This is a genomic window from Rhodopirellula europaea 6C, from assembly GCF_000338295.1.
GTDB classification, from domain to species: Bacteria; Planctomycetota; Planctomycetia; order Pirellulales; family Pirellulaceae; genus Rhodopirellula; species Rhodopirellula europaea.
In genome coordinates this window covers 67,665-89,288 of sequence record NZ_ANMO01000154.1, presented here as the reverse complement: position 1 = coordinate 89,288, position 21,624 = coordinate 67,665, and the positions used below count along the sequence as shown (strand labels likewise).

The 21,624-nt window shown below is 55.1% G+C and carries 14 protein-coding genes and 1 tRNA gene; 4 read left to right on the top strand and 11 right to left on the bottom strand.

The annotated features are described in order from the left end of the window. Positions 1-3 precede the first annotated feature (3 nt). The 7 genes from RE6C_RS16410 to RE6C_RS16375 all read right to left on the bottom strand — a co-directional run bounded on the left by RE6C_RS16410 (position 4) and on the right by RE6C_RS16375 (position 9,704). Entirely contained in the window at positions 4-2,145 is a 2,142-nt protein-coding gene (locus RE6C_RS16410) for a VWA domain-containing protein (RefSeq protein WP_236618271.1), read from the bottom strand. Next, positions 2,142-3,215 carry a vWA domain-containing protein gene (locus tag RE6C_RS16405; protein WP_008658258.1) on the bottom strand — a complete coding sequence of 358 codons (1,074 nt, stop codon included), beginning with the start codon at positions 3,213-3,215 and terminating at the stop codon, positions 2,142-2,144. Before RE6C_RS16405 ends, RE6C_RS16410 begins: the two co-directional genes overlap by 4 nt. Continuing rightward, positions 3,212-4,213 carry a hypothetical protein gene (locus RE6C_RS16400; protein ID WP_039962294.1) on the bottom strand — a complete coding sequence of 334 codons (1,002 nt, stop codon included), beginning with the start codon at positions 4,211-4,213 and terminating at the stop codon, positions 3,212-3,214. Before RE6C_RS16400 ends, RE6C_RS16405 begins: the two co-directional genes overlap by 4 nt. A gap of 41 nt (positions 4,214-4,254) precedes the next feature. Beyond that, positions 4,255-5,130 (bottom strand): DUF58 domain-containing protein, encoded by an 876-nt coding sequence (locus RE6C_RS16395; RefSeq protein WP_008658255.1) that lies wholly within the window; start codon positions 5,128-5,130, stop codon positions 4,255-4,257. A gap of 3 nt (positions 5,131-5,133) precedes the next feature. Then, a complete protein-coding gene (locus RE6C_RS16390) occupies positions 5,134-6,177 on the bottom strand; it encodes an AAA family ATPase (protein WP_008658254.1) in 1,044 nt (347 codons plus the stop codon). Between the two features lie 273 nt (positions 6,178-6,450). Beyond that, a complete protein-coding gene (locus RE6C_RS16380) occupies positions 6,451-8,043 on the bottom strand; it encodes an SPFH domain-containing protein (RefSeq protein WP_008658253.1) in 1,593 nt (530 codons plus the stop codon). Beyond that, on the bottom strand, positions 8,040-9,704 hold the full coding sequence (locus RE6C_RS16375) for an SPFH domain-containing protein (RefSeq protein WP_008658252.1): 1,665 nt from the start codon (positions 9,702-9,704) through the stop codon (positions 8,040-8,042). Before RE6C_RS16375 ends, RE6C_RS16380 begins: the two co-directional genes overlap by 4 nt. A 798-nt stretch (positions 9,705-10,502) precedes the next feature. On the opposite strand from RE6C_RS16375, the gene rho reads away from it, so the two are divergent. From rho to RE6C_RS16345, 4 genes are all read left to right on the top strand, one after another. After that, positions 10,503-11,828, top strand: a complete 1,326-nt coding sequence (rho, locus tag RE6C_RS16360; RefSeq protein WP_008658250.1) for a transcription termination factor Rho — start codon at positions 10,503-10,505, stop codon at positions 11,826-11,828. Positions 11,829-11,880: 52 nt separating this feature from the next. Then, positions 11,881-11,963, top strand: a tRNA-Ser gene (locus RE6C_RS16355). Positions 11,964-12,082: 119 nt separating this feature from the next. Then, positions 12,083-13,516 carry an L-serine ammonia-lyase gene (locus tag RE6C_RS16350; RefSeq protein WP_008658249.1) on the top strand — a complete coding sequence of 478 codons (1,434 nt, stop codon included), beginning with the start codon at positions 12,083-12,085 and terminating at the stop codon, positions 13,514-13,516. Between the two features lie 154 nt (positions 13,517-13,670). Next, the gene (locus RE6C_RS16345; RefSeq protein ID WP_008658247.1) at positions 13,671-14,786 is read left to right on the top strand and encodes a Gfo/Idh/MocA family protein; all 1,116 of its coding nucleotides are present in this window, start codon (positions 13,671-13,673) and stop codon (positions 14,784-14,786) included. 86 nt (positions 14,787-14,872) lie between these two features. Here RE6C_RS16345 and RE6C_RS16340 read toward each other — a convergent pair whose 3' ends face one another. From RE6C_RS16340 to RE6C_RS16325, 4 genes are all read right to left on the bottom strand, one after another. Then, positions 14,873-15,763 (bottom strand): endonuclease/exonuclease/phosphatase family protein, encoded by an 891-nt coding sequence (locus RE6C_RS16340; protein WP_173401798.1) that lies wholly within the window; start codon positions 15,761-15,763, stop codon positions 14,873-14,875. Positions 15,764-15,837: 74 nt separating this feature from the next. Then, positions 15,838-17,466: an L-fucose/L-arabinose isomerase family protein gene (locus RE6C_RS16335; protein ID WP_008658245.1), complete on the bottom strand. Its 1,629-nt coding sequence runs from the start codon at positions 17,464-17,466 to the stop codon at positions 15,838-15,840. Between the two features lie 26 nt (positions 17,467-17,492). Further along, entirely contained in the window at positions 17,493-19,130 is a 1,638-nt protein-coding gene (locus RE6C_RS16330) for a ribulokinase (RefSeq protein WP_008658244.1), read from the bottom strand. Between the two features lie 114 nt (positions 19,131-19,244). Then, positions 19,245-21,590, bottom strand: a complete 2,346-nt coding sequence (locus RE6C_RS16325) for an FG-GAP repeat domain-containing protein (protein ID WP_236618269.1) — start codon at positions 21,588-21,590, stop codon at positions 19,245-19,247. Positions 21,591-21,624 lie beyond the last annotated feature (34 nt).

Sequence of the window (21,624 nt, the reverse complement as noted above, 5' to 3'; positions counted from 1 at the left end):
ACCTCACCAATCTCTTTCCACTGGAATTTGACGTGATCGTTCTCGTTGTTCTCTTCCGAAACGTCGCAGCATGTCTCGGTCGCGAACGGCTTGCAGCATCTTCAAAGCCTCCTCGCGAGTCATGGATTGCGGCATCATTTGTTGTGTCATCGCACCGCCTTCGCCTTCCTGGATTTCGGATTCGTCGCTTCCTTCCGATTGAGATTGCAACTGTCCCTCAGGAGCCGCTCCGGTGGATTCGTCGGCGGATGATTCGGCATCATCCGCCCGATCCTGCGGTGAATCCTGTTCCGGCATTTGATTTGAGTCCGCACCGGACTGGGCGGAAGTTTTCGCAGACTTTTCTGACTCACTTTCGTTGCCGTCCTCGCCACCCTGTTGCTCATCTTCCTGCTTCTCACCGGCGGAAGATTCCTGCGAATCACTCTCTTGTGACTCGCCTCCATCGCTCGGGGATTCACTTTCGTTTTGGTCGCCCGAGGCCGATTGATCTTCTCCGTTTTGATCCTGCTGATCTTCCGACGAGTTTTCTTCAGAGGGCTTGGATTCCTCTTCTGAAGCCCCGTCCTCTGACTGCCCCGATTGCTGTTCCTCCTGCCGCTCCAATTCCTGCTTCAGCCGCAACGCCAATTCCAAATTTGTGCGTGCTCGACGCACCACGTCGACTACCGAATCGTCGCTTGATTCCGCAGCATGATCCATGGACTGAGCCACCTGGATCGCGGATCGAAAATTCGCGATCGCAGCATCCAAAGCCTCTTTCGCGGCGGCTAGCTCACTCTGCATTTCCGCCAATGCTCGTGAATACTGACAGTTCCCAAGGTTGTAACGAGCCCGCAAGGCGAGAGACGTATCGAGCGAACTCGCCGCCTCCGCAAAGAGTTGTTCCGCTGCATCCAACTCTCGTGATTCAAAGTGTTCCACGCCTTGGTTGAACTGTTCGCGACCGACGCGATCAACAGGCGACATCGGCCCACCGTGTGACCGCAAGTCATCCTGAGCACGCAGTGTCCCACTCCAATTCAGTGTTCCAGCCAGCAGAACCAATGCCACTTTCGCGGCATTTCGGGAAAGTGGTTCCGCGGAACGAACGGGTGTTTCATCCTCCGCAACGGATTGTTTGTTCGGCCAGCCTCGAAGCAGAACCTCAAAAGCCAGCAACAGCATTGTCGGGATCAAGAACCAATGAAAGCGAGGAATGTATGTATTGATTGTCGCCGTCTGCAAATCCGTTTTGTCGACGTTTGAGATGTACCCGTGAACCACATCAGACATATCCACTCGTTTGGTTCCCGCCGGGATGTAAGCTCCATCGGATTGCGTGGCGACCTCCTTCAAAATGGCACCGTTCATCTTTGAAATCACCGTTTGTCCTCTGTGCTTCACATAGCGTCCGCTTTGCCGACGAGGCAGCTCAGGATCCACATCCGGAATTCGTGAGCCTTCGTCCATGTCGCCCAAACCGATCGTGAAAATGCGGATGCCTTTTTCTTCGTGGGCCCGCTTCGCCTCGGAAACCGGATCGCTCTCTTGGTCCTCTCCATCAGTCAAAATCACCATAGCTTTGTGGTCGGTCGTTTTGTCCAGGAACGCATCGGATGCAACTCGAATGGCATCCCCCAAACGCGAACCGCCTCGACGCACAGAGTGAAGACCAACGGAGTCCAACGTCTGTTTGAAATCTTCCACGTGCCGAGTCAGCGGCAGCGTTTGTCGAGTCTCGCCAGCAAACACGACCAACCCAACTCGGTCGCCCGGCATCTCATCGACCATGTCTTTGATTTGTTGCTTGGCGCGTCCCAATCGGTTCGGCGAAACATCTTCCGCCAACATGCTGCGGGAAACATCCAGCACAAACACCGCTTCGATTCCACGTTGGGGAACTTCTTCCCACGCCTTGCCCCAACGCAAATCGGACAGCGTGCCGACCATCAGCACCAACGCCGCCAACAATAGGAATGAACGAACGGGACGATTCCATTTCGATGGATTCGCGAACCGGTTGGCCGGCCCCGTTCCGAGGAAGCGTCTCCAAGCGATCCGCCGCGAAATTCCGGCATAGCCGACTAGCAACGCAACACCCGCAACGACGATCAACCACGTCAGAGCTCCAGGATTTCCCCACTGTATGTCAGACGTGTTCACACCAACTCCTTCAGCCAAAGGTGTTCCAACAGCGAACGAATGATCAACACGACAAACGCTATCGCAACCACAGGAGGAACCGTGAACGAACGCCAATACCACGGCTGAACGGCCAACTCTCGATAGCTGACGTACTGCTGTGTTTCGACTTCCGTTTTTTCCAATTGATCGATTTCGCGATAAATTGCATCGAGCGAATCGGTGTCCGTCGCCCGGAAATACTTGCCGCCGGTAATCTCAGCCACCTTTTGCAGTGTCGCTTCGTCGATGTTCACCTCCATGTAATGCAGCCGCTGACGACCGGTGAATGGGTCACGGACGGGCACGGGAGCCTTGCCCTTTGTGCCAACTCCGATCGCATAAACTTTGATTCCCATTGTCTCAGCCAGCTCGGCAGCTTGAACCGGATCCAATTCACCGGCGGTGTTCTCTCCGTCGGTCAGCAAAATCAAGATCTTGCTCTGCACCTTTCTTTCCTGCCTTGCATCCAAGGCGTTCAGTTTTTCGACCGACAATGCGATAGCGTCTCCGATCGCGGTTCCGTCCTCATCTCTTCGATTGACGATCTCAGTCTGGTTCAACCGTGACACCACAAACGAATGATCCAGCGTCGGAGGCGTTTCCGCATCGGCATACGCCGCGAAAGTAATCAGCCCGACCAAGTCACTGAAACGACCTTCCAAATCTTCGCCACCGGTGATGAATTTGCTGGCCACGTTCTTCACCGCGGTCAATCGGTCAACCGGCTCGCCGTCAATGTTGAAGTCCATCGCCTGCATGCTGCCGCTGCGGTCGATCACCATTTCGATTGCGATCCCTTCGGTTTGCGAAACCGTTTGTTCGCGTCCTTCGCGTGGTCGTGCCAACGCCACCACTAACAATGCAAACGCAATCAGCGTCAACGCCTTCGGCAACCACATCCAACGTTGCCGCAAACTGGGCGGAAGTTCATCGACCGCGGCGACCGAACTGAAAGCAATGGAGGCCGTGCCTCGACGACGCCACATCCACCAAGCCATCAGTGGAATCAACGCCAGCAACCAAAACGCGTGAGGCCATGCAAAATTCATGCGTTTGCCTCCTGTGTGACTCGAACTTGCAGCGTCTCAAGTTGTTTCATCCAGTCATCGGACTGATTGAGCCAAGAATCAACTTCCGAGGAAGTCGCCGATATTCCGGCAAACGAAACCTCGTCCGCTCGAGTCAGCATTGTCAGTAGTTCACCATCAATCGCCGGATCGACTTCCCGCAGCCAAGCCGATGCTTCGTCCGACGTGACCGCCGATTCTCGTCCCATCATCGAACCAATCCATTCGCGAAAGATCGGTGACAACTGACGTGCACAATCGTCGGGAGAGAGTCGTTGCTTGCGCCATTGAGAACGCAGATCCGTCAGCTGTCGGCGTGCCCAGTCCGCGTTGGAAATTTCTCCGCGAGATCGAATCCGGCGAATCAGCAATGCTCCGGCGATCAAGACTCCGATCACACCGACAACGACGCCAGCCAGCGAAGAACTCGATGGCGTTTCCTCGGTTGGCAGCGCAATGGCACCGGCAATCGGCTCAGGCTTTGTCGGGTCAGCATTTTGCGATAGGACACTGACAACGTCGATGGAAATCGGCTGCGTCACCAGAGAACCGGCTTTCTCCCAATCGATGGCGGCATTCTCGGATCGACTCTCCAATTGCCTTGGAAGCGTTTGAATTTCAACACTTGGAATGGTCACTTCGCCCGTCTGCAGAGTCTCCAGCGTCAATCGCACCCACCATCGACGCGAATTGGGGCCTGGCTCATCCGCGTGGGGCAAGTCCTCTCGAACTTCCTTCGCGATGATTTCCCAATTGCCGAGAGACTGGTCCAGCGTGGGCAAGACTACTTGCAACTCGCTTGGAACGATGACTTCCAATTCAAATTGCAAAGGTTCTGCGATCAGCGTTTCCGAATCGGACACACGAAGTCGGAATTCTATCGGACCATCGCTCTGCCGCTGAACGATCGCATCAGCGTATGCAGCGGTCGTCGCCGCGACGCACAGTAGGACTGCCATCCATTTGCAAATCGTCAACATCGCTTGAGAGCGGCGTCTTTGGCTCATTACTTTTTCGACCCTCATCGTCGGTTCTCCCGTTGATGGAAGTAGCGACGCAAAGGTTCGCCCAAGTCTTCTCCGGTCCTCAAGTGCAGTGGTTCCATTCGGTAACGTCGAAACAAAGCGTCACGCTGTTCCTCTCGCTGTTGAACCATCTGTGCATACCATTCGCGATGCTTGCGGCTGGAAGTATCGATCCAACTTAAATCACCGGTTTCGTTGTCGCGAAGCGGAACCAAACCCACCGCAGGCATCTCCATTTCTCGAGGGTCCGTGACCACTACGGGAATCAAATCATGCTTTCGAGAAGCGACGCGAAGCGATTTCTCGTAGTCCCTGGATTGGAAGTCGCTGATCAGGAACACGACCGTCCTTCGTTTCGCGGTCCGCTGCAAGTGTTCCAGCGCAGACCCAACATCGGTTCCGGATCCACTGCAAGGATGAGTCAACATTTCGCGAATCAGTCGCAGCACATGACGTGAACCTTGCCGTGGGGGAAAACTCTTTTCGATGTCTTCGCTGAACAGTGTCAAACCAACTCGATCGTTGTTTTTGATGGCCGACATCGCCAGGGTCGCTCCCAGTTCCGTCACCAATTCGCGTTTGGTTTGCGACTGGGTTCCAAAGTCCAATGACGCCGAACAATCCACCATCAACATCACCGCCAACTCGCGTTCCTCTCGAAACAGCTTGACGAAGGGAGCGTCTTGGCGCGCGGTCACGTTCCAATCAATCGTGCGAACATCGTCGCCGACTTGGTAGGGGCGAACCTCTTCGAATTCGATGCCTCGGCCTTTGAATGCCGAATGCCATGTCCCCGCCAACATCTCGTCGACACGGTGGCTGGTTCGAATTTGAATTCGACGAATCTTGCGAAGGATTTCGCTGGGAGTCATCGCTTAAGGTGCCGGAATGTGATCGAGAATTTGCTGCACGATGGATTCGCTGGTCAAATCTTCCGCTTCGGCTTCGTAAGTGATCATCACCCGATGCCGCAATACGTCCAACGCAATCGAACGCACGTCGGTCGGCAGCACGTACGCTCGTCCCGCTAAAAATGCGGCCGCTCTGGCAGCGAGCGTCAGGTTGATCGTTGCTCGCGGCGAACCACCAAACTGAATCAATCCATCCAATTCCAACCCGTAAGCCTTTGGACGCCGAGTCGCCATCACCAGATCGACGATGTAGCCCTCCACCTTTTCGTCGACGCGAATTTCGTCGAGCAACGCTCGTGCTGCCAAGATGTCCTCTGGCGAAGCGACCGCGTCGACTTCCAATTTCGTACCCGTCTTTCCCATTCGACGAAGAATCAACAACTCCTCTTCGCGGTTGGGATAATCGACGATGACTTTCAGCATGAATCGGTCAGTTTGAGCTTCCGGCAACGCGTACGTGCCTTCTTGCTCCACCGGGTTTTGCGTCGCCATCACCAAGAACGGCTCGGGCAGTGGAAAGGTTTCGCTACCGATCGTGACTTGATGTTCTTGCATCGCCTCCAACAAAGCGCTCTGAACTTTCGCCGGCGCCCGGTTGATCTCGTCAGCGAGCACCAAGTTCGAAAAGATCGGCCCTTTCTGAACGACGAACGTTTGATCCTGCGGACGATAGACCTGAGTTCCAATCAAATCCGCTGGCAAAAGATCCGGCGTGAACTGCAGACGTTGAAATCCGGTGTTGATCGCTTTGGCCAGACTCGCCACCGCGGTGGTCTTCGCCAATCCGGGAACGCCTTCGATCAACAGATGGCCACCAGTCAGCAGACCGATCAGCATGCGATCGACAAGATGACTTTGGCCAACCAACACGTGATTGATCTGGGTCACGATTTCGCGAAAGGGACTGCTGGCGTGAGCGATGCGTTCGGTCAGCTGCCGTTGTTGCTTTGCAGCTTCGGAAAGCTCCGCGTCTGACAAAAACTCAGCGTGTTCGTTCAGTTCGTTCATCGAAACTTGCTTGGAAGGACAACGTGAAGTGTGCCCGACCGGCGAAGTCTCGCGACGAACTCGGGCATCCGATCCAAACGAAGATACCCATCTCGCCGGGTCGGTCCACAGCAGTACGCGACGAGGCGGCGGTTGGTGCGGTCGGAACAGAGAGGCGATTCGGCCGCACTTTCCCAGGTAGGACGCGACGTGGATCGCTGCTCATCAACAAAAACGGCGGGGACCGAAGTCCCCGCCGAGATGAGTTTGAGCGTGCCTTTGCTGCGTGAGCCGTTACTTTGGAGCGGACTTCAGAGGCAGCGTCGGCTGGACACTTTCCAGGTCGGTCCAAAGGGTGCCTTCGCCGGCGTAGAACATTTTCAGATCCAGCGACGTCGGCAACTGCTCGGCAAATTCCCATTTATTGAATGCACTGGGCGATCCAAACGCCTGCACCGCCAACCGAAATTTGTCCGCCGTGGCTTCAGCCGCCATCTGCTTCGCTTCCGCCGACGCGCGCCCCAGCAACACCGATCGCTGAGCATCCAACTCAGCCGTTTCGCGGTCGATTTGGGCGATCAATCGCTCTGTTTCCGCGGCAATCTCTTTCGCTTTCTTTTCACCTTCGGCCAGAACACCCGCGCGCAATCGCTCGGTATCCACCTGAACGCGTTCGGCTTCCAGGTCGACTTTGCGTTCCGCTTCTCGCAGATTCGCCTCGATCCGAGCCGTCTTGGTTTCCTCATCGCGAGTCAGCTTCAATTCATCGCTGACGTATCCTTTCTGAATCGGTTCGCGAACGTTCTTGGGGATATAGATGTGTCGCACCAAGCCGTACAGCATTGAGATTTCTTTCTCCGACAGCACGCTTTGGAAATCTTCGCTGACATCGGTTTGGAACTGCTCACGCGTTTCACCGATCAGCAACTCAATCGCTCCCATTTTGGAACCATTATTGCGACAAATGCTTTCGCTCTGAGGTTCAATGACCTTTTGCTCCACTGCGTCCAAGTTGCCAAAGACGCGAACGATTTGGGCAGCGTTTTCGGGCATCACGCCCCAAATCGCTGAGAAGTCCAATTGAATGTCAAAACCATCGTTGCTGGGGAAGTTGATCCCCGTGTCCTGTGTCGCGAGTGGCTCACCATGCTCGTCATGCATTTGGTTGCCTTGAGCATCGACTTGCTTCTGAACTTCGATGCTGGATTCGTTGTAGCCAACATTGATGATGTCGATCTGCTGTTCGTTGGGATTGACCGGGTACAGACCAGGTTGCAACACCTTCGACTGAACACCTTTTTCCAAACCGGCTTGTTTGTTGTTGGTTTGCAGCGTGACCACGCCCACGTATCCCGTCGGGATTTCAACCCAACCACTGTTCTTCTCTTGATTGCCGTATCGCTTCACTTCGCGTTTAACGATCTTGAATTCGTACGCGTACGGATTGGCGCGGTATCGGCCGGGACCAAAAACCTTTCGCAAGATGCCTCGCTGGGTCGCTTGATTTTCCCCGTCCAAATCACCATCGACGAGGAACTCACCCTTGGGCAAGCTATCGCCGACCTTGCAGGTCACCACCCCGATCTCGCCAGGAAGAATCACCGTGTCCGGCACCACGTTGCGCTGCCAGTAGATCGGGTTGTAGAAGTGTCGGCCGGGCCCCTTCATCTTCGCACGCACGCCGACTTCACCTTCACCAGCCAATCGATTGGGCTCGGCTTCGGGAGCCGTCAAAACCAATGGCCCTTTGTACCGAAGCTGCAAACTATGCCCCTCGGGAACATAGACGCGGCAAAAGAACCACAAGAACGCGAAGTACAAACCGCCCAGGATCCACAGACCACTGAACGCCAAACCAATCCAAGATTTATGTCGGCGAAGGCTCATTCTGATTCTCCTGATTCGTCTTGATTCGATGTGTTGATCGCTTCAGCGGATGGCTGAGTCTTTTTGTTGGGTGCTTCGCTGTTGAATTCATTGAAGATGTTCATCAACGAACTGTCGGCCGTGTTGACCATCATTTGGCGGTAGCTCGGGGCCAGCTTTCGAAGCATCACCCAGCGTGCGTACTCGTCACCATCGCCGTCGTAGGCCTCAACAGATTTCACCCACCCTGCGGCTTCCGCTTCGTTTTCAAATCCGATGACTTCGGCTTCGGCCTTTCCTTGTGCCAAGATGGCTTCGGACTGGTCTTTCGCCGCCGCCAACTCCACCTCCGCGACCTTCTTTCTTTGTTCGGCTTCGATCACCGCGACTTCTTGTTGCCGCATCGCTTCGGTGGTCAGCTTGATGACTTCTCGATCGACTTCGACCAACGCTTCCTTTCGTTTGACCATCTCTTGTTCGATCTTGAGCTGCTGCTCACTGGTTTGCTGCTCGATCTCTTTGACGTATTGCTGAGCTTGCTGTGTCGCAATCTGACGATCACGAACCGGCGACGCGATTTGCTGTGGCGGTGAGATGCGCGTCACCAAAGCCTGAATGATCTCGATGCCTTGTTGGCGACAGGTTTCGCCCAGCGTTTGTTGAAAGTCCTTTTGAAACGCCAAACGTTTTTCGCCCAAGATAAAATCGCGGCCTGAGTTATCACTCCCGCGAAGACGGCAAAACGAACGTGCGTTGGGCAAGATGATCTTTTCGATGATCTCTTCTTCGACCCGTGCATCGTATCCATCGTCATTGCCAGAATCGTTGTAGGTCACGAAGACCTCTGCGGCTCGTTCTGGATCCACTCGAAACTCGATCCGGCCATCCAGACGAACCCAAAATCCATCGCGGCTGGGGAATCCCATTTCGCCGCCATTGGAAAGGTTGAATCGTTGGCTGCGGCAATCGACCAAGTTCACACGTTGAACATAGGGATTGATGTAATAGACACCGGGGTCCAACGTCTTTTCTTGAACGCCGCGTTTGCCTTCTTCGACGAGAAGTTGATTTGGATCTTCTGCGGGTGGAGCCGACAACAACGTCACGACCCCCTTGAAACCAGCGGGGATCACAATCGGTTCGTGCAGTTCCACTAACTCGATGAAGTTGTCTCGATAACGAGGCACCTCTTGACCGGCCTCGTAGACAACCGCGTTCAACTGGTGACGCCCAGGACGCAACACCTCCGCAGCAATCCCTTTCTGGTTCGGTTCGTAAGCAATCAAATTGCCATAGCCCAAGTCATCGCCATACAAACGAATGCGAACACCCAAACGATTCTCAGGAATTTCGACTTGGGGAACGATGTCCCAATCCCAATTCCATGGGTTGTAGAAGTACCGGCCCTCGGTCAGCACTTTCTCCTGCAGGCCTTTGAACTGGCCGAAGTCAGCTTCCGAGACCACCTCCGTGGAGTTCTCGATTTCGCTGCCCGTTTTCTTCAGCAGCACCGCAATATGACCGCTGGGCACTTCGATTCGGCAGAACATGTAAAACCAAATCACGCCCAGCAGTCCCGCGGCGAGCAAGCCAAGACCGGCGGTACCGATCAATCCCTGTCGCAACAAACGACGCATTGCCGGCGAATTCAGTGGTGAGTTGGAATTCGAGGAGGATTCCATGGAAAAAAACCTGAAACGATGTGAACAAATGACCAAGCAGAGGGCCCAGGCAGCCAAAAGCTAGCATGCGGGGCGCGCCCCAACCCAAAAGCGATCAAAATGACACCACGTTTCGACCTCACCGCGACTTCGCCCGGCAGTTCGTAGCTTTTTCTCGCAAAATAGAGGCTTCTTCGTGGCCATACCGTGGCAGCGGGGTGAAACTCACTTGACACAAGCTCAATTCAGCCTATAGTTCGGTCGAAAGTTGGGTGGTTCAGACATCGAAACGCTGATGTCATAAATGTTCCCCCTTCCTCAGGCCCCCCAATGATTCGATGTGGTGCGAGGCCGGTTTCTCCCGCGTTGTGGTATTTTTGCCGTGACTCAGGTAAACCCTCGTGCAAGTGAATCACGACCATTGGGTCGCCATCCGCATTAGGGCAAGAAGTGAATTGGGCCTCGGGTCGAATTTGTTTTGTATCGCCCAAGTCGGTGATGTTTCATGGCGAGTCTTGGATTCGTCTAACGGGAATCTCCCCACGGCAAGGAATTGCCTGTCGCGATGAGTTTGACTCAGACGCAGTTTGACTCACAAGCAATGTCCAACGGTCGCGTTGTTGGTGTTACCGCAACCCTCGACGCACAAGACCTCGTATTTCAAACGCGGTTACTCTTGATTGGTTGTCAAAGCGAGTTGGTGCTTGGAAACCGCCATGGGCTTCTGCCACATGGTCCGGATCGTTTTCGATCTGTTCGAGCGTGACAAACCAAGCTGATCCCTTTCGGGATTCTGGCGAACGACAACAGGAATAACAGATGGCGAAGAAAAAACGTGCCCCGCGTGGTCGAGGTGGTTTTGGTTCCCAAAATGGCGGTCAGGGCCAAGGTGGCGGTGGTGGCCAAGGCGGTGGTGGAAAATCACGTTCACGACGTCGGCGTCGCGGTGGCGGCGGAGGCGGAAATGGTGGTGGTGGCAACAATGGCGAACCAGCCGATTTCGTAAGCGATGCACCTCTCGAAGAGTGGGACGGCATCCTGGAACTGCACCCCAATGGCTACGGCTTTCTTCGCAGCCCAAAGAACAATTACTCTCGCGAACGCACCGATCCATTTGTGCCCGGCACAATGATCGAGAAGTTTGGGCTCCGCCAGGGCCTGATTCTCAAGACAATGGTGCAACAGGCCAAACGTCAACAAGGCCCTCGTGTTCGAGAAATCCTCGATGTCGATGGCATGTCGCCCGAGTCCTACGCCGATGTGGCCAGCTTCGACGAGCTGACACCAATCAACCCCGAGCAACCTCTCAAGCTCGAACATGGCAAAATGCCTTTGACCAATCGGGTCATCGATTTACTGGCACCGCTTGGCAAAGGCCAGCGTGCTCTGATCGTCGCACCGCCACGCAGCGGGAAAACGATCATGCTTCAGCACATCGCGGAAGGCATTTCTCAGAACCATCCCGAATTGACGATGATGGTTTTGCTGATCGATGAACGACCAGAAGAAGTCACCGATATGCGACGCAGCATCAAAGGTGGCGAAGTGATCGCCAGCAGCTTGGACATGGATATCGAAAGCCATGTTCGACTCAGCCAATTGGTCATCGACCGAGCCAAACGATTGGCCGAAATGGGCCAAGATGTTTTCTTGATGCTCGACTCGATCACCCGTCTGGCCCGTGCATTCAATAAATGGGTCGGCAAATCCGGCCGCGGGGGTGCGACGGGAACCGGTGGTTTGGACATCCGAGCCATGGACGTCCCCAAGAAACTCTTCGCAACCGCACGTGCGTTCCAAGAAGGTGGCTCGCTGACCATCGTCGGCACCTGCTTGGTCGACACCAATTCGCGAATGGATGACGCGATTTTCCAAGAGTTCAAAGGCACCGGCAACATGGAAGTCATCCTGGATCGACGCCTCGCCGATCGGCGCGTCTATCCTGCGATCGACATCTCGCAGTCAGGCACCCGTCGCGAAGAACTGTTGCTCGACGAAGAAACCTACGAAACCGTCTCCATGTTGCGACGTACTCTCAGTGAGATGCACCCAGTCGACGCCATGGAACAATTGACCAAGCAACTTGGTCGGTTCGATGATAATGAAGGCTTCCTGAAACTGATCTCAGGTGCGAAACTCGCCTGATCAGGCACGGTTGCCAAAAACAAGCGGATCAACGAAACTGCTGATCCGCTACGGAGGATAAGCGAATTGGTGAGCGGCCTCACTGGAACTGAGGTACCCCGCAAGGGGCTGCGGGTTCGAGTCCCGTGTCCTCCGCTAAGCCTAAGAGCCCCGTCAGAACATGGTTTTGACGGGGCTTTTTTCATGTCCGCTTTCACCCCCAGTTCCACGCCCGCGTATCCTGACTGCGTCCATCGAACAGGAAGCTTTGCCTCGTGAATCGCCCCGCTGAATCCGAAGAAACTGTGGTTCCGTACTTCGGCGTCTTTGACCTGTTCAAGATTGGAATTGGCCCCTCCAGTTCCCATTCGGTCGGTCCGATGCGAGCCTCAGAAGCCTTCCTCAAAGAGCTCAAAGATTCCGACCTCTTGAAAAGCGTTTCGCGGGTCCAAATCGACCTCTACGGTTCGCTCGCGCTGACCGGTCTGGGACACCAAACCGACGTCGCACTGTTGATGGGATTGCTGGGCGAAACCCCTGACCAAATCGACACAGAAACGGTTGCTGAAAAGCTTTCTTCCATTCGCGAATCGAAACAGCTTTTACTCAACGGCGATCGGTCAATCGACTTTTGCGAATCAACCGACCTGATCATGCATCGGCGAACGGTCAAAGGAATGCACCCCAACACGATGCGGTTCTCAGCGTTCACCGACAACGACGGTGCGACCGCCGCAATCGAAGCCACCTATCTTTCGATTGGCGGTGGCTTCATCGTCCGCGAGGGACAAAGTGGGAATCTGCAAGCTGGCAATGCGCAAACGAGGTGTTCATCCGATGTGCCTCACCCGTTCACCTCTGCGAGTGAACTACTTCAACATTGTGATCAGCATCAACTGTCGATCCACGAACTCGCTCTCAAAAACGAGTTGACGTTTCGATCTCTCGAAGAGATCCGTGCGGGGCTTCAGCGAATCTGGAAAGTGATGCGAGAATGCGTCGAGAAAGGGTGCCGCACCAAAGGAATCTTGCCCGGAGGCCTGAATGTGGAACGGCGTGCGCCGGATCTGTACAGAACGCTGACCGAACGAACCGCACCACTGGACCGCGATCCGCTGTGCGTCTTGGACTGGGTCGATTTGTATGCTCTTGCGGTCAATGAAGAAAACGCCGCCGGCGGACGAGTCGTTACCGCGCCGACCAACGGTGCCGCGGGAATCATCCCCGCGGTGCTGCACTACCTGCAACGTTTCTGCCCGGATGTCACCGACGAAACCATCGAACGATTCCTCCTGACCGCGGCGGTGATTGGCTCGTTGTACAAGCGGAACGCGTCGATCTCCGGCGCAGAAGTTGGCTGCCAAGGCGAAGTCGGCGTCGCGTGCTCGATGGCCGCGGGAGCTCTGACCGAAGCATTGGGCGGAACGCCTCACCAAGTCGAAGAAGCCGCTGAGATTGGAATGGAACACAACCTGGGCCTGACGTGTGATCCGATCAAAGGTTTGGTCCAAGTCCCCTGCATCGAACGCAACGCCATGGGGGCCGTGAAGGCGATCAACGCGAGTCGCCTGGCGCTTCGTGGCGATGGCAAACACTTCGTTTCACTCGACCGTGTCATCCGGGTGATGAAACGCACCGGCGCGGACATGTCAGCTCGCTACAAAGAAACCTCCCGCGGCGGCTTGGCCGTCAACATCAGCGAATGCTAAACCGCCCCGACCAGCATGGTTTGCCGACCTCCGCATTCGTCAAATAACACACACGCGTTTCTTTATTTCACATAGAATCCGATTTCGGTCGCTTTATACTGACGGTCGATTTCAGGTCCCTAGATAGATTCGACGGCAAAGGAAAAACCTTTCGATGAGTGATGGCAAAGTGAAGATGGCAATGGTCGGCTTGGGCTTCGGGTCGGAGTTCATTTCGATCTATCAAGCTCACCCGGACGCTGACGTCGTGGCGATTTGCCGACGCAACGAGGCAGAACTGAACAAGGCGGGTGACCAGTTTGGCATCGACCGACGCTACACCGACTTCGACGCCGTGTTGGCTGATCCTGAAGTCGAGTGCGTGCACATCAACAGCCCCATCGCTGATCATGCTTGGATGTCGTTGAAAGCACTCGATGCCGGCAAGCACGTGATGTGCACCGTTCCGATGGCAACAACCATCGAAGAGTGCCAACAAATTTGCGACAAGGTTAAAGAGACCGGCCTGAAATACATGATGGCGGAAACCGTCGTCTACAGTCGCGAATTTTTGTTCATCAAGGACATGTACGAGAAAGGCGAACTGGGAAAGATCCAGCACCTCGCCGCATCGCACCCACAAGACATGGAAGGCTGGCCAAGCTACTGGGAAGAAATGATCCCAATGCACTACGCCACGCACGTCGTCAGCCCCTGCCTCGGTCTGACAAACGCTTTGGCAGAATCGGTCAGCTGCTTCGGATCGGGAACCGTTCGCGAAGAGATCGCCAAAAAGTCAGGCAGCCCGTTCGCCGTTCAAAGCTGTCACATCAAACTGAAAGACAGCGACATCACGGCGCACATTTGGCGTTTCCTTCACGACGTGGCTCGGCAATACCGCGAGAGCTTTGATGTTTATGGAACCAAACGCAGCTTCGAGTGGACACTCATTGAAAACGAACCGCACGTGCTGCACACCGCGAAGAAACCTGAACACGAGATCCCGGAAAAGATCGAGATCCCTGACTTCGCACACCTGCTGCCAGAACCCATTCAGCGTTTCACCTTGCCCGCCGAAATCCACGATGCCGATCACCTGTCATTCGTCCAAGGCGGCGGACACGGCGGATCGCACCCGCACATGGTGCATGAATTCGTCTCGGCGGTCAAAGAAGATCGCGATCCATGGCCAAACGCACCAACGGCTGCCAACTGGACCTGCACCGGTTTGTGCGCCCATGAATCAGCGATGAAAGGCGGCGAATTGGTTCGCCTCCCCGACTTCAGCTGATCCACCGCGAACAGACTCAAACGTCTTCAAGCCCGCTCTCCTCGAGCGGGCTTCTTTTTGGCCAGTTAACAATCGAGGACTCCGCCCTACTTCAGGTCAACCCGAATGGCGATCGGCAAGTGATCACTCGCGTAGCGGCCGGCTTCCGTTCGAGGATCCAGTGTTCGGTACTCTTGAACCACAACACGGTCGTTCACCAAGACGTGATCGATTCGTCGATCGGGCTGAATGGCTTTGAATCCATTCCAGGTTCCGGTTGGGCCGCTGGGCTTTCCGTCGACCGCGTCGCGGGCATCCAGCAACGTCACCTTTTCCCCGGACTGCAATGCCTTTAGCGGAGCCGAATCAGGCATCGCATTGAAATCACCCATTACGATCACGGGCAACTCCGTCGCTCGTTGATCCACCTCTGCAGCAACCAAACGACCAGATTGCTCGCGAGCATTCTGACCTCGGTGATCGAAGTGAGAATTGATAATCAGAAACTCAGCTCGATCCAATTTGCGACGAAGCACCATCCATGTCATCGTTCGAGGCAACGCTGCATCCCAACCTTTGGAACCGACCACCGTAGGCGTGTCTGACAACCAAAGCGTCCCATGGTCCATCGCTTCGAATCGATCATGCCGGTATCCGATGGGAGCAAACTCACCACCTTCCTTCCCGTCGTCTCGCCCAACGCCATACCAAGTCCACTCGGGTGTGCCTTCTTGAATGTCGTGCAGCTGCTGCACCGTGACTTCCTGCAGTCCGGCCACGTCCGCGGACGCAATCGTTTCGATTACCTTGGATCGCCGCATTGACCAGAGATCTTGCCGATCGTGCGTATTCAAGTAACGAACGTTGTAGGTCATCGCGGTAAACGATTCGTCGGCGACGACCGCCCCTGCCCCAAAGCGGCTCATCAGAAGCATGCCGCAAACAAGGGCAACCCACAAAGTGGGTTTCGTTGCCAAAACAGGTTGTCTCACTGTCATTTCATTTCTCCGGTTGCCCAGGACGAACCCTGGGTGAATGCTTGCGAATGGAACCAATTGCTGCGTTTTAGAACTCAGTGAGCATCGGGTCGCACGCCGCAGTAGTTGACGACCATGCCTAACTGATTGGCAACCGACGCCTTGGCTCGCATGGCCAAGTCCGCTTCGTCCGCTGAATTCGCGTAGGCAACCTGAATGTGGTTGGCCTTGTGACGTGCCATCATTTCATCTCGCGAAACACCATGCAAAACCGCGTGCATGATGGGCCACTGTGGTGTCGTTGCATCCCATCGTCGCTGCGTTTCTTCGGCCGGCAATTCGATCGAGGTCGCACGTCCCAAATCCATGTGCAACCGATCATCCTCCACAAAAATTCGCGACCAAACCACTTCGCCTGGCTTCGAGATACCTCGGATCGTGCTGCCGCCTGATGGGAAGTACATCGGCGGTTGCCGAAAACCCTCCGCGTCCGCCCAACCGTTTTCAAAGTGAGAAGCCGGGACCGCGCCACTGATTTCCAGCACCCAAACTTCTTCATCGGTCGTACCGCTCGCGTCGCGATCAGACCATCGCAGATCATGCAACGTGTTCTCAACTGGCTGCCCCAGCGCGGAATGAACTCGGTTGGTAATCAATCCATCCAAACCCGCACACTCATCGACTTCGTTGAAGTGAGTCAGTGGACCTCCCGCGTACAATTCGCGCGAACCGTCGCGTGAAAAGACTGGCGGACGAACCGAATCATTGAGCATGCCCTCGACCAAGTCGCTTGCGGGCAATAGGTCTTTCAACCCTTGCTGGTACTGAATCCCAATCGCGTCGCATCCAAAGTCGTCGGCGATTCGCATGGCTGCGATGTAAACGCGACATTGCCCAAGAATCTGTGCGTCGGTGAGATCGGTCTCGTGATTGGGACCGGCATGAAATTTCATTCCCGCTTGGTCCAACCAGTCTCGCACCGCCTGCGCTTCTTCATCGCTCACTTGCTGCGATTCGAAGTAAAGCGCCGATTGGCTGAGTCGCTCCTTGAAGACTCCCGTCGCGTGCAATAGGTGATCGGGAATGATGGCATTGAACATCCCCATGCATCCTTCATCGAAGACGCCCAAAATGGCTTTCTCACGCTGCAACGTTTCTGCGATCTGCAACGCCAACGCTCGCGTGCTAGCGTCGCAACTGGTGATTTCATACGGAGTCACGTGACTCATTTCATGAGCGACGGATCCGGTGTCCAACCAACTTTTCAGTTTATCCAAGAACACGGCATCGGCGAATTCTTTGCTCCACAGCGAACTGTATTGCACACCGGCTTTGGTCAGCGATCCATTGAGATTCAACAACCCCACCAAACCAGGCCATTGGCCAGACCAGTTTGCCACCGTCAAAATGGGGCCTCGGTGCGTCGTCAAACCAGCCAAAATGTGATGCGAATATTGCCACACCGCCTCAGCAACGATGAGCGGAGCTTCAGGATCGATCTCACGAAACACATCCATCCCTTGCCGCTGAGAACGGATGAAACCATGGCCGCGAGCTTCATCGAACTCATGACCGCGAACGACGCTGTGCCCCAACGATTCAATCGCCGCGACTAATCGCGACTCCATGTCTTTTTGGGCCTCCCAACAAACTTGGTTCGCAGAATCTCGCAGGTCTCCGGAGGCAATCAATGTGATCGTTTGAGGCATCTTCTCGTCAGCCAATGAAGTAGTAGAAAAGTGGATTAGATTTATTGCTGTGCGACCGCGTCGGCCAATTGACGATAGCGATCATAAAGCGATTCGTAAGCACGCGTTCGCTCTGGCCGAGGCATGATCAGGTCGCGTTGATCCCCGGGGACCGCCGCCATCGCAGAAGCCGCGTCAGCAATACTGGAAAACGGAGTCTTCTCAGGCCCGGCGGCGACCATTCCCAAGACAGCGGCCCCAACCGCGGGTCCTTGCGTGGAAGGATGGATTTCGATGGGCATGCCCAAAACGTCCGCATACACTTCCACGAACGCGCGGTTGTGATGCGGCAGACCTCCCGTCGCAATCAAGCGATCGATCGGAACACCGCTTTCACCCGCGCCGGAAGGAGACCGATCGGCGGAACCATGACGCAGCAATTCCACGATCCAACGCACCCCGAACGCGGACGCTTCCATCAATGCAAGATAAAGATGAGCGGGACCGTGTTGCATTCCCAGTCCCGTGAACGCACCGCGAACCGCGCCGTCCATCAATGGTGTTCGACAACCGTTCAGCCAATCCAAACATGTGACACCCTCGGCACCGGGAGGCAACTTCATTGCCTCTTTGGCCAAATCATCGAACGAGTCACGGTTCAACAATTTCAGCAACCAAGCAAAAGCATCACCGACGGCAGCCTGCCCTGTTTCATATCCAAACAACCCAGGCAAAATCCCACCTTCGACGACACCGGCTACTCCGGGAATGTCCATCATCTTGGTTGCGTTGAGCATGTGACAACTGCTGGTCCCCAATACCATCACCAATGTGCCTGGTTCAGCGGCACCGACTCCGGGAACGCCCGCGTGCGCGTCAATGATGGCTGCCGAGACGGGAACGCCCGCTGGCAATCCAAAACGTGTTGCCATCTGTTCGGACAAGTGACCAGCGACCTGTCCCGGTGACCGCATCTCGCCGGGCATCCGGTTGGCAACAGCTTCGGCGAGCTTCGGATGAACGGCCTGGAAGTAGTCCTGCGACGGGTAGCCTTCTTCCGCCGACCACATCGCCTTGTAACCGGCTTGGCAAGTCGAACGAACGAGTTGATCGCAATGGCTGCCGACGAGTTGCCATACGAACCAGTCCCCCGCTTCGAGCCACACCTCGGCGGCTTCGGCCACATCACGATCACCCTCGATCGTTTCCAGCATCTTGGGGAAGAACCATTCCAATCCGATCACACCACCGTATCGTTTCAAGAACGACTCCCCTCGCTCTTTCGCGATGGTCGTCATCCGATCGGCTTGTTCCAAAGCACCGTGATGCTTCCATAGCTTTGGCCAAGCCAACGATCTCGACTTCCATTCCTCCAATTCACATAACGGAGTCCCATCGCGTTTGGTCGGTAACATCGTGCAACTGGTGAAGTCCACACCGATGCCAACCACTTCGTCGCCACTTAAACCAGCAGACGCCAAAGCATCTTTGGTTGCCACGGCGGCCGACTCGATCCAATCGGCCGGACACTGCAATGCATACCGCTCTGGCAAAGGCTCCGTGCTGCCGGGCAAAGCATCAAGGATTTGGCCATGGTCAAACGAACTGACCGCGGACCCTACCTCGCATCCCTCGGAGTCCACCAGGATGGCGCGAACGGACTCCGTTCCGAAATCGAGACCTAAAGCGATGATGGACATGGATCGTATGAAGTCTTTGAAACAAGAATTGACTGACAAAACCAATTGCCGAAGAGACTCAACAATTGGGGCTCTTTGTCATCGGTCAGGCACGACAGTCACCATGGAAGGTGATCACTTGGCATCGCGAAAGGAACGGCCACGATCGTAACTAATTTTCGATACCGTTTCCGACGCGTCGCCGACATGTGCTTTAAACTTCAGCTCGATTCGATCATCTTCGCTGCTATCATCGAACCGTAATCTCGAACATTCCACCTTTCCGGGTTTGGATTGTTCCCACAACACAGTGATCGGCCCCGACCATTTTGTACCGTCATGATAGCGGTATCGCACGACGTCGGACTTCGCCGCATCTTTTCCCGACTCGATCCAAGCCACGATTCGTCCCCGCGTTGAATCGAACGTGATCGCATCCTCGCGATCCACTTCTGGATCAACAGGCTTCGCCGGCGACGCACGCTGAAATTGCACATCCGCGGCCAATTCCGATTCTGAAAAAGAAATGCAATCATCATGAAAAATGTGATACATCCGGCCGTTTTCGCTGCCAACAATCAGATCCAATTTGCCATCTCGGTTGAAGTCGCAAACCGCAGGGCTGGCGGTATGTCCTGCGACATTGCGACGTGCCAAATTTCCAATCCGTTTAAGGACCACCTTGCCATCCTGATCAGCAACGTTGCGATACCAAGTGACATTTTCGGAATTGATCAGCACGTCCAATCGCCCATCCGAATCCCAATCGCCAACGGCGAGCTTGACTCGTCCGGAACGTCCGGCGGTCCCCGATGCCAATCGAATCGGCTGCCCCGACTCATCCACAAACAATCGCTCGGCTTCACCCGCTGAACGACGAAGCGTCAGGTAGCCTTCTTGGTCCATCAACACCAAATCCAGTTCGTCGTCGCCGTCGAAATCAATCGCGACCGGCGTTGTTCGCCACTGCGTCAAAGAACCTTTCGTGGCGGACTTCCAAGGGTACCAAGCCGGTGGACTTTCGACCGGAGCCGATTTCAACTCGTGTTCAACCAGTGTGCCGGATTCGTTAAGCAACACTCCAACCTCGGCCAAGATTGAGTTGTAAACAATGTCATCGTCGCCATCGCCATCCCAATCGGCGAGCGACAATGTTGTGTAGCCCCACTTGGCTTCGCACGGCCCTTGAATCGAACCGTTCTCGCCCGCCAAAATCCGAAACGGCTCTTCCGTTCCGTCCGCGTTGCGAACGTTCAGCAACACTGGTTCAGCCCACATGGGCAATCCATCCGGTCCGTCTCCACGATTCTCAAACCATCCGATGTTGCCTGCTGTGTTTCCACACACAATGTCATCGTCGCCATCTTGGTCCCAGTCGGATACGTACGGCGTAGCGAGCGCTCCGAACTTCAGCGTGTCAGCCTTTTGCCGGAAGTAAACCGGATTCTGAAACACGGGTTGTCCGTCGCGCAGCTCGCCAGTGTTTTCGATGAAAGCAACGCGGCCGTCTTCGTCGCCCACGATCAAGTCCGCATCACCATCGCGGTCCCAATCGATCGCGGTCGGAGTGATCATCTGCAAATGCATCGTCAGACGTTCGCCGTCAACATTCTGGAGTTCTTTGCCGGATTGATACCGAGGTTTTTCGCGAGTCCCAACATTTTCGAAGTATGTGAAATAGTCCAAGAAGTTACCAACAACGATGTCGAGGTCCTCATCCCCATCGAAGTCGACGAAACTAGCACACGGCCACCCGTAAACATCAATCACCCCGTCACCCGCAGAGATCATCTCCGGCTTTTCGTAATCCGGTTCCGAGTCGTCGCCTGCGTTGGTCATCAAAAACAGGTAGCCGTGTAGCGGACCGTTTTGCCAAGTGCCCGTCTCGTCATAGGCATGGTCCCAACCCAGGTCGGCCCAATCTCCGACGCCGGCGACCAAGTCGTGGTCACCGTCGCCGTCATAGTCCACGTATCGCCACATATTGCCGCGAATTCGAGCTCCCGGCGTGGTCAATGGTTTTCCAGGAGCAGAGATTCCTGTCGGTTTGTCGAAGTTGAATTTCCCGGTCGTGGGATCCTGTCCAAAGTACTTGCCCGGGATCAAGACTCTGGCCTCGCCATTGACTTCGCTCGCCAACATGTTGTGGAACGCGCGGCCGAGACGAACCGGTGCTTCGAAGACCGGCATTTTGACGTTCGGGTCCTGAGTTGAATTTTCGAAGTAGTACGTTCCGTTGGAAGGTTTGTCCGGGCATCCAACCAACAAATCCAAATCGCCATCGCCGTCATAGTCCATCGGCAACGGATAGGCCCAAAGCCCCACGCCCAAGTCCACTTCCAAACCAGGATGGTTGTAATTCAGCGGCATCAACTTTGGACTGTCTTGCGCGCTGAGACACTGGCCAGACTGAAGCATCAACGTGCCTACCAATCCAACAGTCAATGCAATCGGGTTCAACGAACGTCTGTGAATTCTCATGGTTGCTCTCTCTTTCATCTGGTAGCTGCTATCC

Coding starts and splice junctions, on each gene's coding strand:
- RE6C_RS16375 (WP_008658252.1), bottom strand. CDS start 9,704: ATGGAATCCTCCTCGAATTCCAACTCACCACTGAATTCGCCGGCAATG.
- RE6C_RS16405 (WP_008658258.1), bottom strand. CDS start 3,215: ATGAATTTTGCATGGCCTCACGCGTTTTGGTTGCTGGCGTTGATTCCA.
- rho (WP_008658250.1), top strand. CDS start 10,503: ATGGCGAAGAAAAAACGTGCCCCGCGTGGTCGAGGTGGTTTTGGTTCC.
- RE6C_RS16340 (WP_173401798.1), bottom strand. CDS start 15,763: ATGACAGTGAGACAACCTGTTTTGGCAACGAAACCCACTTTGTGGGTT.
- RE6C_RS16345 (WP_008658247.1), top strand. CDS start 13,671: ATGAGTGATGGCAAAGTGAAGATGGCAATGGTCGGCTTGGGCTTCGGG.
- RE6C_RS16330 (WP_008658244.1), bottom strand. CDS start 19,130: ATGTCCATCATCGCTTTAGGTCTCGATTTCGGAACGGAGTCCGTTCGC.
- RE6C_RS16325 (WP_236618269.1), bottom strand. CDS start 21,590: ATGAGAATTCACAGACGTTCGTTGAACCCGATTGCATTGACTGTTGGA.
- RE6C_RS16380 (WP_008658253.1), bottom strand. CDS start 8,043: ATGAGCCTTCGCCGACATAAATCTTGGATTGGTTTGGCGTTCAGTGGT.
- RE6C_RS16400 (WP_039962294.1), bottom strand. CDS start 4,213: ATGTTGACGATTTGCAAATGGATGGCAGTCCTACTGTGCGTCGCGGCG.
- RE6C_RS16395 (WP_008658255.1), bottom strand. CDS start 5,130: ATGACTCCCAGCGAAATCCTTCGCAAGATTCGTCGAATTCAAATTCGA.
- RE6C_RS16390 (WP_008658254.1), bottom strand. CDS start 6,177: ATGAACGAACTGAACGAACACGCTGAGTTTTTGTCAGACGCGGAGCTT.